The organism is Mixta sp. BE291, assembly GCF_031457955.1.
Lineage (GTDB): Bacteria > Pseudomonadota > Gammaproteobacteria > Enterobacterales > Enterobacteriaceae > Mixta.
In genome coordinates, this window is the sequence record NZ_JAVDXN010000016.1 from 1 (window position 1) to 15,294 (window position 15,294).

Below are 15,294 nucleotides of genomic sequence, written 5' to 3' on the forward strand. Positions count from 1 at the left end.
TCAACACCTGTCAAATTTTGGAGCGGGAAACGAGACTCGAACTCGCGACCCCGACCTTGGCAAGGTCGTGCTCTACCAACTGAGCTATTCCCGCAGTCGTAGCCGATAAAAATCTTCATCGGTACGGGGAGCGCATTATACGAGAAAACTTTTGCCCTGCAAGCGTTTGAGGGCAAAAATTTGCGCTTTCGATGCATTTGCTGATTTTAGCGGCAAAACGCTGTTTTTTTAGCCGACCGTGCTGCTACAGCTGCAAAAAATGGCTACGGTAATAAGCCAGCTCCGCCACCGATTCGCGAATATCGTCCAGCGCCTGATGCGTTCCCGCTTTTTTAAAGCCAGGCAGTATCTCAGGCTTCCAGCGTCGCGCCAGCTCTTTCAGCGTGCTGACATCCAGGTAACGGTAGTGGAAATAAGCTTCCAGCTCCGGCATATACTTAAACAGGAAGCGACGATCCTGCGCAATGCTGTTACCACAAATCGGCGAAGCGTTAGCAGGCACCCACTGACGCAGAAACTCCAGCGTCGCCAGTTCCGCTTCGCGATCGCCATACTGGCTCGCTTTAACGCGCTCCACCAGCCCGCTTTGCGTATGGGTACGCACGTTCCATTCATCCATCAGCGCCAGTTGTTCAGCGCTCTGATGCACCGCCAGCACCGGCCCTTCCGCCAGCGTGTTTAAATTGGCATCAGTGACCAGCGTCGCAATTTCAATAATGCGATCGCGTTCCGGATCCAGCCCGGTCATTTCCAGGTCGATCCAGATAAGGTTGTTTTCATTTCCCATGTTTTATCCCGCAGTTGGCAGTCTGATTTATTAAGCTGAACAGGAACCGGGCGCGCAAAGCCACGCCGCGTGACTCGCCGTAATTCAGCCCAGGGTGTATCATAGACGTTTTGCCTGACAAGGCGAAACCGTCGGAATCCCTGTGAGGAAGAGTGAGTAAAAATAAACTGTCTAAAGGCCAGCAGCGTCGCGTTAACGCTAACCATGAACGTCGATTAAAACAGCGTGCGGATAAGCCTGAACCAGATGACAGCCTGTTTGGTGAAGCGCAGGATGGCATCGTCATTAGCCGTTTCGGCATGCATGCGGACGTTGAAAATAGCGTGGGCGAGGTTCACCGCTGCAATATTCGCCGCACCATTCGCTCTCTGGTTACCGGCGATCGCGTTCTCTGGCGTCCTGGCGTTGAAGGCGGCGCGACGGTAAAAGGCATTGTCGAAGCGGTACACGAGCGCCGTACGGTGCTGACGCGGCCCGATTTTTATGACGGCGTGAAGCCGATTGCGGCCAATATTGATCAGATCATGATTGTTTCCGCCATCGTGCCGGAGCTGTCGCTGAATATTATCGATCGTTATCTGGTCGCCAGTGAAACGCTGGGCATTGAGCCGCTGCTGGTGCTGAATAAAACCGATCTGCTGGACGATCAGGGCCGTGCCTTTGTCGATAAGCAGATGGATATCTATCGCCATATCGGCTATCGCGTGCTGATGGTTTCCAGCTATGAAAAAGCGGGCCTGGCCGATCTCGAAGCGGCGTTAACCGGCCGAATCAGTATCTTTGCCGGGCAGTCGGGCGTAGGTAAATCCAGCCTGCTCAACGCGTTACTGGGGCTGGAATTAAATGAACCGATCCTGACCAACGATGTGTCCGATGTCTCGGGGCTGGGCCAGCACACCACCACCGCCGCTCGCCTGTATCATTTTCCCCATGGCGGCGATGTGATTGATTCCCCCGGCGTGCGCGAATTTGGTCTGTGGCATCTGGAGCCGGAACAAATCACCCGGGGTTTTGTCGAATTTCGTGAGTTTTTAGGCGACTGCAAATTCCGTGACTGCAAGCATGATACCGATCCGGGCTGCGCCATCCGTGAAGCCGTCGACAATGGCATGATTGATGCCTCCCGCTTCGAGAACTATCACCGTATCCTTGAGAGCATGGCGCAGGTAAAAACGCGTAAAAACTTTGGTAACAGCGAAGATTAATGCTGCAATCATGGCATCATCAGCGCGTTAGCCTAAACGGGCTGTCGCTGCTACAATTCGCCCCCTTTTTCTTCAACGTCGTGTGATTAAGCCAGGAGGCTAACGTGTTGGATTCAATTAAACTCGGCCTGAATCATCTGCTCCCTAAAAAGTGGCTTACCGAGCTGGCTGGCTGGGCGGCCAGCAAGCGTGCCGGTTGGCTGACCAAAGCAGTGATTGATATTTTTGTCTGGTTCTACCGGGTCGATATGTCCGAAGCGCAAAAGCCGGACACGGCCAGCTATCGTACCTTCAATGACTTTTTTGTTCGTCCGCTGCGCGATGAAGCGCGTCCGATTGATGCCGATCCGAATCTGCTGGTTCTGCCGGCCGATGGCGCGGTCAGCCAGCTGGGCCATATTGAAGGCGACACGATTTTCCAGGCAAAAGGCCACTACTATTCGCTGGAAGCGCTGCTGGCGGGCGATCGTCAGATGTCGGCTCAGTTCCGTGATGGTGAATTTGCCACCATCTACCTGGCACCGCGCGATTATCATCGTGTGCATATGCCCTGCAACGGTATTCTGCGCGAAATGATTTACGTACCGGGCGATCTCTATTCGGTGAATCCGCTGACTGCCCGCAATATCCCTAACCTGTTTGCCCGTAACGAACGCGTTATCTGCTATTTCGATACCGAGTTTGGCCCAATGGTGCAGATTCTGGTCGGCGCGACCATTGTTGGTAGTATTGAAACCGCATGGGCAGGCACCATTACGCCGCCGCGCGAAGGGGTGATTAAACGCTGGAGTTGGCCGGGCGCGGAGGCTGAAGGTGCGGTGGTACTGCTGAAAGGCCAGGAAATGGGCCGCTTTAAGCTGGGATCTACCGTGATTAATCTGTTCGCACCGGGTCGTATTAAGCTGGCCGAAAGCCTGGAGGCTGAAACCAAAACGCGTCTTGGTCAGCCGATGGCAATGGCGCTGACACGTACCGATGCGGAAACCGTTTTACATCACCAATAAGACTCTAGCGTGCGCCTGATCCTCCTTTTTCTTTGCATCTCTCTGTTTACCCTGCCCGCCTCCGCCGCCAGCGCGCCTGATGCGGTGCAGGTGCGTCAAGAGCTGGAGCAGGCAAAATCTGCCCGCTCCGCGCCCTCTCAAACTGAACGGGTACAGACGCTGGAATCAGCGTTGGGCTTTCTTGAAGCACGCGACGAATCATTGGAGCGCGCGAAACAGTACCAGCAGGTTATTGATGACTTCCCTAAACTGGCGCGCGAACTGCGCCAGCAGCTGACCAGTCTCAATGATAGTGCGCCCTCACTTCACAACGGTCTCAGCAGCGCTGAATTGGATCAGGAGATCCTGCAAATCAGCAGTCAGCTACTGGAAGAAGGACGTCAGGCGCAGCAGGAGCAGGATCGCGCCAGGGAGATCAGTGATTCCCTGGGCCAGCTGCCGCAGCAGCAATCTGAAGCGCGGCGCGCGCTAAGCGAAAATGAGCGCGGCTTGCAGGTGCCCTCAGCGGCATCGGGCGCGCTGGCGCAGGCGCAAAGCTATGCACGTCAGGCGGAATCCGCGGCGTTAAAGGCGCGCGTTGACGAACTGGAACTGGCGCAGCTGTCGGCGAATAATCGTCAGGAGCTGGCGCGGATGCGTGCCGAAGTACATCAGAAAAAAGCGGAGCAGCTGGATGATTATCTCCAGTCGCTGCGCAATCAGTTAAACAGCCTGCGCCAGCATGAAGCGGAACTGGCGCTGGCGCGTACCGAACGGCTGGCGGAAAACAGCGGCGACTTACCGGCGTCGATCACCGAACAGTTTCACGTTAACCGCGAGCTTTCCGCCGCGCTCAATCAGCAGGCCCAGCGCCTTGATCTGATCGCTTCCCAGCAGCGCCAGGCAACTAACCAGACCATCCAGGTACGCCAGGCGCTCAGCACGATTCGCGAGCAGTCGCAGTGGCTGGGCGCCTCTAATTTGCTGGGCGAGGCCTTGCGTGCTCAGGTCGCGCGCCTGCCGGAAATGCCCATTTCGCAGCAGCTGGACAGTGAGATGGGCCAGCTGCGCGTGCAGCGCCTGCATTATGAAGATCTGCTCAGCCACCAGCAGCAGCTGCGTCGGCTCAAGCAAGAGAACGGCGAGCCGCTGACCAGCGAACAAAACCGTATTCTGGATGCGCAGATCAAAACCCAGCGCGAGCTGCTCGGCTCGCTGATCTCCGGCTGCGATACGCTGATTCTGGAAGTGACTAAGCTGAAGGTGGCGAACAGTCAGCTGGAAGACGCGCTGGGCGAAATTAAAGAGGCTACCCACCGCTATCTGTTCTGGACCGCCGACGTCAATCCTTTAAGCCTGAGCTATCCGCTGGAGGTGGCGCGCGATCTTACGCAGCTGCTATCGCTGGATACGCTGGGCCAGCTGGGCGGCGCGCTGATGATGATGGTCACCAACCGGGAAACCGTGTTGCCGATTCTCGGCGCGGTGCTGCTGGTTGGTTTCAGTATTAGCTCACGACGTCACTACAACGCTTTTCTGGCGCGCGCCGCCGGTCGCGTGGGCAAAGTGACGCAGGATCACTTTACCCTGACGCTGCGCACCGTTTTCTGGTCAATTCTGGTGGCCCTGCCCTTACCGGTGCTGTGGGCTGCGCTTGGTTTTGGTTTACAGCACGCCTGGCCTTATCCGGTGGCGGTCGCTATCGGCGATGGCGTCACCGCCACGCTGCCGCTGCTGTGGGCCTTTATGATCAGCGCCGCCTTTGCGCGCTCTAACGGGCTGTTTATTATTCATTTCCGCTGGCCGCAGTTAAGGGTCGCGCGGGCCATGCGCTACTATTCGCTCTCTATCGGCCTGATTGTTCCGCTGATCATGCTGCTGATTACCTTCGCCAATCTGGAAGATCGCCAGTTCTCCGCCACGCTGGGACGGCTGTGCTTTATTTTGATCTGCGGCGCGCTGAGTCTGGTGACCGTCAGCCTGAAGCGCGCCGGTATTCCGCTCTGGCTGGATAATGAAGGCAGCGGCGAAAACGTTATTAACCGCATCTTCTGGAATATCCTGATCTGTATTCCACTGGCGGCGGCGGCGGCCTCCTGCATCGGCTATCTGGCTACCGCCCAGGCGCTGCTGGCAAGGCTGGAAACCTCCGTTGCTATCTGGTTCCTGCTGCTGGTGATTTACCATATTATTCGGCGCTGGATGCTGATCCAGCGCCGCCGCATCGCCTTTGATCGTGCGCGCCAGCGTCGTGCTGAAATGCTGGCGCACCGCGCGCGCGGCGAAGAAGAAACCACCGCGCAAACCACCGATGCCATGGACGTTGATGAGCCGGTTATCGATCTGGATGCCATTAGCGCGCAGTCGCTGCGTCTGGTACGTTCGATTCTGACGCTGATCGCCCTGCTCTCGGTGATTGTGCTGTGGTCGGAAATCCATTCAGCTTTCGCCTTCCTGGAAAATATTCGCCTGTGGGATGTCAGCAGTACGGTGCAGGGCGTGGAAAGCCTGCATCCGATTACCCTTGGTTCAGTGTTAATCGCTATTCTGATCTTTATTATCACTACGCAGCTGGTGCGTAATATGCCCGCGCTGCTGGAGCTGGCGCTGTTGCAGCATCTCAGCCTGACGCCCGGTACCGGTTACGCGATTACCACGCTGACCAAATATTTGCTGTTGTTGATTGGCGGCCTGATGGGCTTCTCAATGATCGGCATTGAGTGGTCGAAATTGCAGTGGCTGGTGGCGGCGCTGGGTGTGGGACTGGGCTTCGGCCTGCAGGAGATTTTCGCCAACTTTATCTCCGGCCTGATTATCCTGTTTGAAAAGCCGATCCGCATTGGCGATACGGTTACCATCCGCGATCTTACCGGCAGTATTACGCGCATTAATACCCGCGCCACCACCATTACCGACTGGGATCGCAAAGAGATTATCGTACCGAACAAAGCCTTTATTACCGAGCAGTTCGTTAACTGGTCGCTTTCCGACTCGGTGACGCGCGTGGTGCTGACCGTGCCCGCGCCCGCCGGCGTAGACAGCGAACAGGTCACGACGATTTTGCAACGCGCCTGCGAGCGCTGTACCTATGTGCTGGATACGCCTGCGCCGGAAGTGTTCCTGGTGGATTTGCAGCAGGGGATCCAGCTGTTTGAGCTACGTATCCATGCGGCGGAGATGGGGCATCGTATGCCGCTGCGTCATGAACTGCATCAGCTGATTCTGCACGGCTTCCGTGAACATGATATTGAGATGCCGTTCCCGCCGTTCCAGGTGCGTATGGAGACGGCGGCGAAGCGCAAGCCAGCCAGCAACGGCGCGTCGGCATCGCATACGTTTAAATCGGGCGGGCTGTAACAGATGGCTTACCGGCAGGCGGTCACGGCGCCTGCCGGAGAGGTTTAGCAGCGATCGACCGGGAAAGCGATAACCTCACTCAGAGACTCCGCTTTCAGCGCCAGCATTACCAGGCGATCAACGCCAAGCGCGACGCCAGAGCAGGCAGGCATGCCATGTTCCAGCGCAGCCAGCAGATGCGTATCAATTGGCTGCTGCGGCAGGCCGCGTGCGGCGCGACGACGGTTATCCTGTTCAAAACGCTGACGCTGCTCGCGCGCATCGGTCAGCTCACGGAAGCCGTTCGCCAGCTCAATGCCTTTGAAATAGACTTCAAACCGTTCCGCGACGCGATGGTCTTCGGTGCTGATTTCCGCCAGCGCCGCCTGAGTGGCCGGAAAGTGATAAATAAAGGTCGGTTTGTCCTGACCAATTTTGGTTTCCACGCCCAGCATAAACAGCAGCTGTAACAGCGTATCGCGATCCTCTTCGGCATTCGCCAAATCACCCACGCCCAGCTTTTCCGCCACCTCACGCAGCTGCGCTTTATCGGCAGAGAGCGGATCGATCTCCAGATGACGAATAAACGCCTGCTGGTAAGAGAGCGATTCCGCCGACTGGCACTCCAGCACCTGTTGCAGCAGATCGTCCACCTCATTCATCAGGCGATACATATCATAGTGCGGGCGATACCACTCCAGCATCGTGAATTCCGGATTATGGTGGCGGCCCGCCTCTTCGTTACGGAAACTGCGCCCCATTTGATAAATCGGCCCGCTGCCAGCAGCCAGCAGCCGCTTCATATGGTATTCCGGGCTGGTCATTAACCAGAGATCTAACCCTTGCGAAGCGCCAGGTCCGACAAAGCGGGTCTGGAAGGTAACCAGATGAATATCGGTTACCGTAGCCTGACTCATCGCCGGGGTTTCCACCTCCAGTACGCCGCGATCGGCAAAGAAACGACGAATTTCTGCCAATATTTTCGCGCGCTTCAACAGGTTAGAGATGGGTGCGCTCGGCTGCCAGCTTGCCGTCTCGCTCATGGGTTTACTCCTCAGTCAAACAAGGGGATGCAGTCTACGCGTAACGCGGTTATCAGACAAATTTCCGCAGACAGAACCCGCGGTTTTTTACCGCCGCGCGTTATCAATGCCACTGCTGCGGGCGATCGCTGCCGCCGGTGACCCAGGAATTTTTAACCAATGTTTTATCAAGTTTTTCTGCACGCTGCCGATGGTGGAAACGCGTTACGCGAAAGCAGCGTTGCTGCTGCGCGCTGACGTAACTCGCTCTGTTGAAAGCAAAACAGCATCAGACGCTAACGAAGCCATAAAGCTCCGGCTATCCCAGGATATCGCGCTGGGATGAAGAATATTTTTAGATAATTGTATTAATCTACTTCAGGCAAAGGGATACGGATAATGTTATCAGTGAAGAATATGAAAGTGGGCTTTCGCCTCGGCGCAGCCTTCAGTTTAGTCATACTGCTGTTGATTATTGTGAGCGTAACAGCGGTAATTAAAATAAATAATATTAATACCGCAGTAGGGAATATCGTTAACGATCGCTATATCAAAGTCAGGCTGGCGTTTGATGTGCGCGATGGCGTTAACGATCAGATTAAATTTTTGCGCGGCATGGTGATTGATACTTCTCGTCCCGAAATGAACCAAAAGCGTATCAGCCAGCTTGAGCAGGCAACGCAGCAAACCAATGAATCGATAGAAAAAATCTCACGTCTGCAAACCACCGCCGTCGGCCAGAAAAAAATCCAGGCAGTAAAAGAGGCCGCACAGGCCTTTGCCGAGGCCAGCCAGCAGCTGCTCGCCCTGATCAATACCGGCAATGTCGACGCCGCTGCGGACTTCGCGCTGCGTAAAATAACCCCAGCGCAAAATGCCTTTCTTAATATCGTGGTGAAGTTCGCTGACTCCCAATCGCTGCAGCTGGAAGCCGAAGGCGCTCACGCCGTGGAAGACGCGACCATGGCGATCAACATTACCCTGATCTTCTCCGCGCTGGCGATCATCGCTGCGGTGCTGCTGGGCTACTTCCTGACCCGCTCCATCGTGCAGCCGCTGCGCGCCGCCGTCAGCATTGCGGAAAACGTGGCCGCAGGCGATCTGCGTACGGTTATCAAGGTCAGCTCATCGGATGAAACGGGCCAGCTGATGCAGGCGCTGAAAAAAATGAACGACAATCTGCTGAAGATCGTCACCGAAGTGCGCGTCGGCACCGATATGATCGCTCACGCCTCCAGTGAAATCTCTGCCGGAAATATGGATCTCTCTTCACGCACCGAGCAGCAGGCCAGCTCGCTGGAGGAGACCGCTTCGGCAATGGAGCAGATGACCTCAACCGTTAAACAAAACGCCGATAACGCCCGTCAGGCCAATCAGCTGGCGACGCTGGCGTCAAAAGTCGCGGTACAGAGCGGCGATGCGGTGAAGCAGGTGGTTAACACCATGGAGACCATCAGCAACTCATCGCGTAAAATTGTCGATATCATCAGCGTGATTGACGGCATCGCCTTCCAGACCAATATCCTGGCGCTGAACGCCGCGGTAGAAGCAGCGCGGGCGGGCGAACAGGGACGCGGCTTCGCGGTGGTGGCGTCTGAAGTACGCAACCTGGCGCAGCGTTCCGCCTCCGCAGCGAAAGAGATCGCGCAGCTGATCGAAGATTCAGTTAACAAGGTCGATGAAGGCGGTAAACAGGTGGCGAACGCCGGTAGCACCATGAATGAAGTGCTGACCAGCGTGAAAAGCGTGACGGAAATCATGGGTGAAATCTCGATCGCCAGCACCGAACAGAGCACCGGCATCGATGAAATCAACGCCGCCATTACCCAGATGGATCAGGTGACCCAGCAGAATGCCGCGTTGGTGAATGAGTCTGCGGCAGCAGCCCAGGCGATGCAGGAGCAGGCCGCTCAGCTGGCGCAGGCGATGCGGGTATTTAAAGTCAACGAAGCGGTTTGATTCGCCTTCCCCTGTGCGCCTTCGGCCCGCGACCGAGCGGCTGAAGGCGCATGCTACTCGCCGGTTAATGACCTCACCATTAACCGGTTAAAACATCGAACACATCAAAATCACCCCTCACCCCCTGCTCTACACTACCTAACCCTAAAGAGTTATTCAGCATTCGACGGGAGGTCACCGTGCAGAGCATTCAGGCCGATGTAGTGATTGTCGGCGCGGGCGGCGCCGGATTGCGGGCGGCGATCGCTGCGGCAGTTGCCCAACCAGCGTTATCTATTGCCCTGGTGTCAAAAGTCTATCCCATGCGTAGCCATACCGTGGCCGCCGAAGGCGGAGCTGCCGCCGTTACCCAACAGCATGACAGTTTCGATGCCCATTTCCATGACACGGTGGCAGGCGGCGACTGGCTGTGCGAACAGGATGTGGTGGATTACTTTGTGCGGCACTGTCCGCAGGAGATGATCCAGCTGGAGCAGTGGGGCTGCCCGTGGAGCCGCAAAGAGGACGGAACCATTAATGTGCGGCGCTTCGGCGGTATGAAGATCGAGCGCACCTGGTTTGCCGCCGATAAAACCGGCTTTCATATGCTGCATACGCTGTTTCAGACGTCGCTGAAATATCCGCAGATTCGCCGTTTCGATGAACATTTTGTTCTGGATCTGCTGGTGGATGAAGAGCGCGTTGGCGGCCTGGTGGCGCTGAATATGATGGAGGGCACGCTGGTTACGCTGCGTGCCAACGCCGTGGTGCTGGCAACGGGCGGCGCCGGACGCGTTTACCGCTATAACACCAACGGCAGTATTGTCACCGGCGATGGCATGGGCATGGCGCTGCGTCACGGCGTGCCTCTGCGCGACATGGAGTTTGTGCAGTACCATCCAACCGGCCTGCCCGGCTCCGGCATTTTAATGACGGAAGGCTGTCGCGGCGAAGGCGGCATCCTGGTAAATAAAGATGGCTATCGCTATCTGCAGGATTATGGCCTGGGGCCGGAAACGCCGCCCGGCCAGCCAAAGAATAAGTATATGGAGCTGGGCCCGCGGGATAAAGTCTCGCAGGCGTTCTGGCATGAGTGGCAGGCGGGCCGCACCTTTTCCAGTTCGCGCGGCGAAGTGGTGCATCTCGACCTGCGTCACCTCGGCGCCAAAAAACTGCATGAACGGCTGCCGTTTATCTGCGAGCTGAGCAAAGCCTATGTGGGCGTCGATCCGGTGAACGCGCCGATTCCGGTACGTCCCACGGCGCATTACACCATGGGCGGCATCGAAACCGATGCGCGCGGCGAAACGCGTATTAACGGGCTGTTTGCTGCCGGGGAATGTGCCGCTATCGGCCTGCATGGCGCGAATCGACTGGGATCGAACTCGCTGGCGGAGCTGGTGGTGTTCGGCCGTCTGGCGGGCGAACAGGCGGCGGAACGGGCGCTGGCGTCGCATCCCAACAGCGAACGCGCCCTGGCCGCGCAAGCAAACGATGTGGAACAGCGCCTGCTGGCGCGTGTTAACCAGCCGGGAACGGAACGCTGGTCAACGCTGCGTGATGCGATGGGCCGCAGCATGGAACAGGGCTGCGGCATCTATCGCACTCCTGAAGGCATGCAGCAAACCATCGATACGCTGGCGGATCTCAAAGCGCGCTATCAACGCCTGCATATCAGCGACAGCAGCAGCGTTTTCAATACGGAACTGCTCTACAGCCTTGAGCTGGAGCACAGCCTGAACGTCGCCGAATGTATGGCGCATGCGGCGCTGCATCGTAAAGAGTCACGTGGTGCGCATCAGCGGCTGGATGAGGGCTGCCAACAGCGCGACGATCAACACTATCTGCACCATACGCTGACGTTCTTTAACGCCGACGGCGCGCCGCGTATTGAAACCTCTCCGGTAACCCTTACCCGCCTGCCGCCCGCACAGCGGCTCTACGGCGCACAGGCAGAGGCCGCGCAGGCTCAGGAGGCGCCTCATGAATAAACATCCCACCCTCAATATCATCGTCCAGCGCTATCAGCCGGAAAGGGACGCCGCGCCGCACGATGAACACTTTTCGGTGCCTTGGGATGAGCAGACGTCGCTGCTGGATGCGCTGGGTTATATCAAAGATAACCTGGCGCTGGATTTGGCCTGGCGCTGGACATGCCGCATGGCGATTTGCGGCTCCTGCGGCATGATGGTCAACGGTATTCCTAAGCTTGCCTGTAAGGTTTTTCTGCGCGATTACCCTGACGGCCTGCGCATCGCGCCGCTGGCAAATTTCCCGGTGGAGCGCGATTTAGTGGTGGATATGAGCCACTTTATCGCCAGCCTTGAGGCGATAAAGCCGTACATTTTAGGCAATCCACGCGTGCCGACGCAGGGAGCGAACCGGCAAACGCCAGCGCAGATGGCGCGCTATCATCAGTTTTCCGGCTGTATCAATTGTGGCTTGTGCTATGCCGCCTGCCCGCAGTTTGCGCTTAATCCACAGTTTTTGGGTCCGGCGGTTATCGCGCTGGCGCATCGCTACAACCTGGATAGCCGCGATCGTGGCAAAGCCGAACGTATGCCGTTGTTAAACGGTGATAACGGCGTTTGGCCCTGCACCTTTGTGGGCTTTTGCTCTGAAGTCTGCCCGAAACATGTCGATCCGGCGGCGGCGATTCAGCAAGGAAAAGTGGAAAGCGCCAAAGATTATCTGATTGCCCGACTGAAACCGCACTAAGGAGCAGTGAATGATAAGCAAACGCAAACCTTATCTGGCGCCGGTATCAACCAACTGGTGGCGACAGCTGGCTTTCTACCGCTTTTATATGCTGCGCGAAGGCACTGCAATTCCGGCATTGTGGTTTAGCCTGCTGCTGATTTTCGGCCTGTATGCGCTAAAAAACGGCCCGGACGCCTGGGCGCATTTTGTCGCTTTCCTGCAGCATCCGGTGACGCTGCTGGTAAACCTGATCGCGTTGGCCGCCGCCCTGCTGCACAGCAAAACCTGGTTTGAACTGGCCCCTAAGGCGACTATCGTGATCGTCAAAGGTGAAAAGATAAAGCCGCAGCCGATCATTCTTATGCTGTGGATCGTTACGCTGTTAGTGACATTAGGTGCGCTGTGGCTGGCGCTGGCAATGTAGGAGAAGATGATGCAACAACCACAACGATCGGATGAGCCACTGTTCTGGGGGCTGTTTGGCGCGGGAGGCATGTGGGCGGCCGTGGTTTCGCCGGTTGCGATTCTGCTGGTTGGCCTGTTGCTACCGCTGGGCTGGTGGCCGGATGAGGCGCTCAGCTATGAGCGCATTCGGGCATTTGCCGCTAGCGTTTCAGGACGCGGGCTGATTTTCCTGGCGATTGTGCTGCCGTTATGGTGCGCGCTGCATCGTCTGCATCATGGCGCACACGATCTTCAGTTCGCGATTCCCGCCAGCAAATGGTGGTTCTACGGGCTGGCGGCGATCCTTACGGTGATAGCGGCTGTCGGCGTTATCACGCTATAAATCACTACTTAAGCAAAGAGAGCATCATCTGTGGCTGCTGGTTCGCCTGCACCAGCACCGCATTGCTCGCCTGCTGAATGATTTGCGCTTTGGTCAGGTTACTCGCTTCCAGCGCATAGTCCGCATCCATAATACGGCTGCGCGCGGCGGTTGTGGCCTGCGTCTGCGCCGATAACGTCGCCTTGGTCGATTCCAGGCTATTAATGGTCGCGCCATATTCGCCGCGATAGCCGCTAACGGTTTGCAACGCTTTATCCAGCGCGCCCAGCGCCTTCGACGCCTCATCTTTTGGATTAAGACGGGTATTCGCCAGCCCGAGCGAAGCGCTATCGGAAGGCGTTGGCGCGATGGTTTTCGTCCGCAATTCGTCGCCAAAGTTGGCGCTGGTTACTACCTGCGTAGCCGTGCTGACCTTAACCTGATCCGTCGGCGTATAGGTTGGCGTTGGCATATTGCCCCAGCTCATTTTGGCGTTAAATGAACCGTTGCCCACCACCAGGAGCACCAGGTCTTCCGTCACGTTATCAATACGCACGCGCTCATTGGTATTGGCGCTGGAGACGTTACCGTCGTTAAATCCGCCGGTGGTCGCATCTTCATACCGATCGCCGTCGCCGCTATAGGTCAGGTTCATCCCGTTATAGCTCTGTGTGGCGTTGCCGTTCAGGTTGTAGACGCTGCCGCCCTGCAACAACGCCGAGTCATCATAGCTGGCGCCCGGCAAAAAGCCGTTCGCTTCGGTGATAACGCCGCTGTTGGCCTGCGCTGCGCTGGTAATACCTTTACTTATCCAGGTGGTATCAGGGTCGCTGCCCTGCAGCGGCGTGCCGACCAGATGTTTGCCATCGCGGGTAAAAATCTGGATATCATCATCATAAGAAAAAGAGTTGATATCCATCACGACGTTCGTGGCACCGGCCGGAATATAGGCCAGCGACACCACGCCAGAGGTGAAACCATAGCTGACGCCCGGCTGTGGAAATTTGCTGGTGGCAGGCGCCACATTGCCCAGCTTAACCGGCAGATCCGCCTGCGCAGGCGCCAGCGGATAGCGACCAAAGATCTCCGTATTACCGGCAATCTGATCGATGGTTTCGCTGATTTGCTGGAATTCACCCTGTAGGCTCTGGCGATCGCTTTCTGATAACGCATCGTTTACCGAGCGAACCGCCAGCTCTTTCGCGCGAATCAGCAGTTGGGAAATAGAATCCAGCCCGCCGTCAGCGGTTTCCGACAGGCTGATGCCATCGTCCAGCCCGCGTCCAATCACGCTGTCAGCACCGAGGTTAGCCGTCATACGGTTAGCAATCGCCTGACCGGCGGCATCATCTTTCGCGTTATTAACGCGTAAACCGGATGAAAGTCGTGCAATCGTCTGGCTAAGCTGCGAGGCGTCCTTTGCCTGATTTTTCAGCACGTTGGCTGATAACAGATTGGTATTAATGGTCGCCATGATTAGAAATTCTTCACTGACTGTTATTTGAGTAGAAAGGTTATCGGCGCAGAGGCGCACCGCTTTAGCGGCTTTACACAGGCTTACCGCCTCTTCTGACAGGCCTTTGCGCTCGATCATTAAATCTTTTGAAGTAAACGGCAGGCGGTAATTTCAAGTCCTATACTTAAGCCGTTAAAACTTATCAGGAAAGCATTATGTCACTATGGAAAAGCGTTATTGCCAGCGTGGGTGCCCTGCTCTCTGTGGCTTGCAGCACCACACCGCCGAAAAATGTCACGGTAGTGGAAAATTTCGAGGCCGATCGCTATCTGGGGCAATGGTATGAAATTGCCCGCCTTAATCACCGCTTCGAACGCGGCCTCGATCACGTCACCGCGACCTACAGTAAGCGAGACGATGGCGGCCTGAAAGTCATTAATCGCGGCTACAGCCCGCAGAAGCAGAGCTGGAAAGAGAGCATCGGTAAAGCTTACTTTACCGGCTCACCGCAGCGTGCGGCGCTGAAAGTCTCTTTCTTTGGGCCTTTTTACGGCGGCTACAATGTGATTGCGCTCGATAGCGACTATCGCTATGCGCTGGTGTGCGGGCCAAACCATAACTACCTGTGGATCCTGTCGCGAACGCCGCAGCTGGATGCGTCCGTTAAACAGCGACTCACCGCTCAGGCAAAAGCAGCCGGTTTCCCGGTCGAACAGCTGATTTGGGTGAAACAGAACGGCGCTGCGCCAACGCAAGCGGCAGAATAAATGCCGGGCGGCGAGATAAGCGATGGGCGTTGTTTCGTCGCAACGATAAAACGGGAGAATGCCGGTACGGAACAGCGTTCCGCACCGTTCAATTTACTGGGCGCCGCGCTGAATCGCCTGGCCGCCAGCTTCCACATCTTCGCCTACGCCGCGCGTGGTATTACAAGCGGAAAGCAGAGTAGAAAGAATCAGAGCGGAAAAGAGAGCAACAATACTTTTCTTAGACATAGCCATTTCCTTGTTGGTTACAGTTGAAAGTACAGCAACTAAAGCATAGCCCGAAATTGAACGCTTGCTCGTAACCATCCAGGAAATGGCTCTTAATAAAAAAAAG

Annotated in this window: 13 protein-coding genes and 1 tRNA gene; 9 read left to right on the forward strand and 5 right to left on the reverse strand. The window is 56.5% G+C overall.

Annotated elements, in window-relative coordinates:
- Nucleotides 1-18: 18 nt before the first annotated feature.
- Nucleotides 19-94, reverse strand: a tRNA-Gly gene (locus tag J2X14_RS20780).
- A gap of 150 nt (nucleotides 95-244) precedes the next feature.
- Nucleotides 245-787 (reverse strand): oligoribonuclease, encoded by a 543-nt coding sequence (gene orn, locus J2X14_RS20785; RefSeq protein WP_352413041.1) that lies wholly within the window; start codon nucleotides 785-787, stop codon nucleotides 245-247.
- Nucleotides 788-939: 152 nt separating this feature from the next.
- Between orn and rsgA the strand changes: the two genes are divergently transcribed.
- The 3 genes from rsgA to mscM all read left to right on the forward strand — a co-directional run bounded on the left by rsgA (nucleotide 940) and on the right by mscM (nucleotide 6,332).
- Nucleotides 940-1,992, forward strand: coding sequence for a small ribosomal subunit biogenesis GTPase RsgA (gene rsgA / locus J2X14_RS20790; protein ID WP_352413042.1), 1,053 nt, complete (start codon nucleotides 940-942; stop codon nucleotides 1,990-1,992).
- A 104-nt stretch (nucleotides 1,993-2,096) separates the two neighbouring features.
- Nucleotides 2,097-2,996 carry an archaetidylserine decarboxylase gene (asd, locus tag J2X14_RS20795; protein WP_352413043.1) on the forward strand — a complete coding sequence of 300 codons (900 nt, stop codon included), beginning with the start codon at nucleotides 2,097-2,099 and terminating at the stop codon, nucleotides 2,994-2,996.
- Nucleotides 2,997-3,005: 9 nt separating this feature from the next.
- Nucleotides 3,006-6,332: a miniconductance mechanosensitive channel MscM gene (gene mscM / locus J2X14_RS20800; protein ID WP_352413044.1), complete on the forward strand. Its 3,327-nt coding sequence runs from the start codon at nucleotides 3,006-3,008 to the stop codon at nucleotides 6,330-6,332.
- A 44-nt stretch (nucleotides 6,333-6,376) separates the two neighbouring features.
- Here mscM and epmA read toward each other — a convergent pair whose 3' ends face one another.
- Complete coding sequence (gene epmA / locus J2X14_RS20805) at nucleotides 6,377-7,354, reverse strand: elongation factor P--(R)-beta-lysine ligase (RefSeq protein WP_352413045.1); 978 nt, start codon at nucleotides 7,352-7,354, stop codon at nucleotides 6,377-6,379.
- A 378-nt stretch (nucleotides 7,355-7,732) separates the two neighbouring features.
- Here epmA and J2X14_RS20810 point away from each other — a divergent pair, with 378 nt between their 5' ends.
- The 5 genes from J2X14_RS20810 to frdD all read left to right on the forward strand — a co-directional run bounded on the left by J2X14_RS20810 (nucleotide 7,733) and on the right by frdD (nucleotide 12,758).
- Nucleotides 7,733-9,292 (forward strand): methyl-accepting chemotaxis protein, encoded by a 1,560-nt coding sequence (locus J2X14_RS20810; protein WP_352413046.1) that lies wholly within the window; start codon nucleotides 7,733-7,735, stop codon nucleotides 9,290-9,292.
- Between the two features lie 179 nt (nucleotides 9,293-9,471).
- Nucleotides 9,472-11,262, forward strand: a complete 1,791-nt coding sequence (gene frdA / locus J2X14_RS20815) for a fumarate reductase (quinol) flavoprotein subunit (RefSeq protein WP_352413047.1) — start codon at nucleotides 9,472-9,474, stop codon at nucleotides 11,260-11,262.
- Nucleotides 11,255-11,989 (forward strand): succinate dehydrogenase/fumarate reductase iron-sulfur subunit, encoded by a 735-nt coding sequence (locus J2X14_RS20820; RefSeq protein ID WP_352413048.1) that lies wholly within the window; start codon nucleotides 11,255-11,257, stop codon nucleotides 11,987-11,989. Before frdA ends, J2X14_RS20820 begins: the two co-directional genes overlap by 8 nt.
- A 10-nt stretch (nucleotides 11,990-11,999) precedes the next feature.
- Nucleotides 12,000-12,395 carry a fumarate reductase subunit FrdC gene (frdC, locus tag J2X14_RS20825; protein WP_352413049.1) on the forward strand — a complete coding sequence of 132 codons (396 nt, stop codon included), beginning with the start codon at nucleotides 12,000-12,002 and terminating at the stop codon, nucleotides 12,393-12,395.
- 6 nt (nucleotides 12,396-12,401) lie between these two features.
- A complete protein-coding gene (frdD, locus tag J2X14_RS20830; RefSeq protein ID WP_352413050.1) occupies nucleotides 12,402-12,758 on the forward strand; it encodes a fumarate reductase subunit FrdD in 357 nt (118 codons plus the stop codon).
- 4 nt (nucleotides 12,759-12,762) lie between these two features.
- Here the strand turns inward: frdD and J2X14_RS20835 are convergent, their stop codons facing one another.
- Complete coding sequence (locus J2X14_RS20835) at nucleotides 12,763-14,211, reverse strand: flagellin N-terminal helical domain-containing protein (protein WP_352413066.1); 1,449 nt, start codon at nucleotides 14,209-14,211, stop codon at nucleotides 12,763-12,765.
- 197 nt (nucleotides 14,212-14,408) lie between these two features.
- Between J2X14_RS20835 and J2X14_RS20840 the strand changes: the two genes are divergently transcribed.
- Complete coding sequence (locus J2X14_RS20840) at nucleotides 14,409-14,960, forward strand: lipocalin family protein (protein WP_352413051.1); 552 nt, start codon at nucleotides 14,409-14,411, stop codon at nucleotides 14,958-14,960.
- Nucleotides 14,961-15,053: 93 nt separating this feature from the next.
- On the opposite strand, the gene J2X14_RS20845 is transcribed toward J2X14_RS20840, so the two are convergent.
- Complete coding sequence (locus tag J2X14_RS20845) at nucleotides 15,054-15,188, reverse strand: entericidin A/B family lipoprotein (protein ID WP_352413052.1); 135 nt, start codon at nucleotides 15,186-15,188, stop codon at nucleotides 15,054-15,056.
- Between the last annotated feature and the right edge of the window lie 106 nt (nucleotides 15,189-15,294).